At 35.7% G+C, this 502-nt stretch carries 2 pseudogenes; both read left to right on the plus strand.

The annotated features are described in order from the left end of the window. Positions 1-375, plus strand: a pseudogene (locus BN4609_RS15380) (tetracycline resistance ribosomal protection protein); the annotation flags it as partial. Further along, positions 375-502: pseudogene (locus BN4609_RS17345) on the plus strand (two component system sensor kinase); the annotation flags it as partial. The pseudogenes BN4609_RS15380 and BN4609_RS17345, both read left to right, overlap by 1 nt.

Here is a 502-nt window from a genome sequence, read left to right on the forward strand (position 1 = left end):
AGACAATTGTCTCCTTATGTCTTCAGGTTGGCTTTGCAACAATCAGGAGTGGATATTCTCGAACCGATGCTCTATTTTGAGTTACAGATACCACAAGTAGCAAGTTCCAAAGCTATTACAGATCTGCAAAAAATGATGTCTGAGATTAAAGGTATCAGTTGTAATAATGAGTGGTGTCTTATTGAAGGGAAAGTTCCATTAAATACAAGTAAAGACTATGCCTCAGAAGTAAGTTCATACACTAAAGGCTTAGGCACTTTTATGGTTAAGCCGTGTGGGTATCAAATAACAAAAGGCGGTTATTCTGATAATACCCGTATGGAAGAAAAGGATAAACTTTTATTCATGTTTGAAAAATCAGTATCATCAAAATAATGGAACGATCCAGGAATTTCTATAAGACAATACGGTTGGGGTATATACTTATCTCCGTTCTTATCGGATGTATAGCATATAATAGCTTCTATGAATGGCAGGAGATAGAAGCATTAGAACTTGACAA

Origin of the sequence: Leyella lascolaii (assembly GCF_900079775.1) — a bacterium.
Taxonomy (GTDB): Bacteria; Bacteroidota; Bacteroidia; order Bacteroidales; family Bacteroidaceae; genus Prevotella; species Prevotella lascolaii.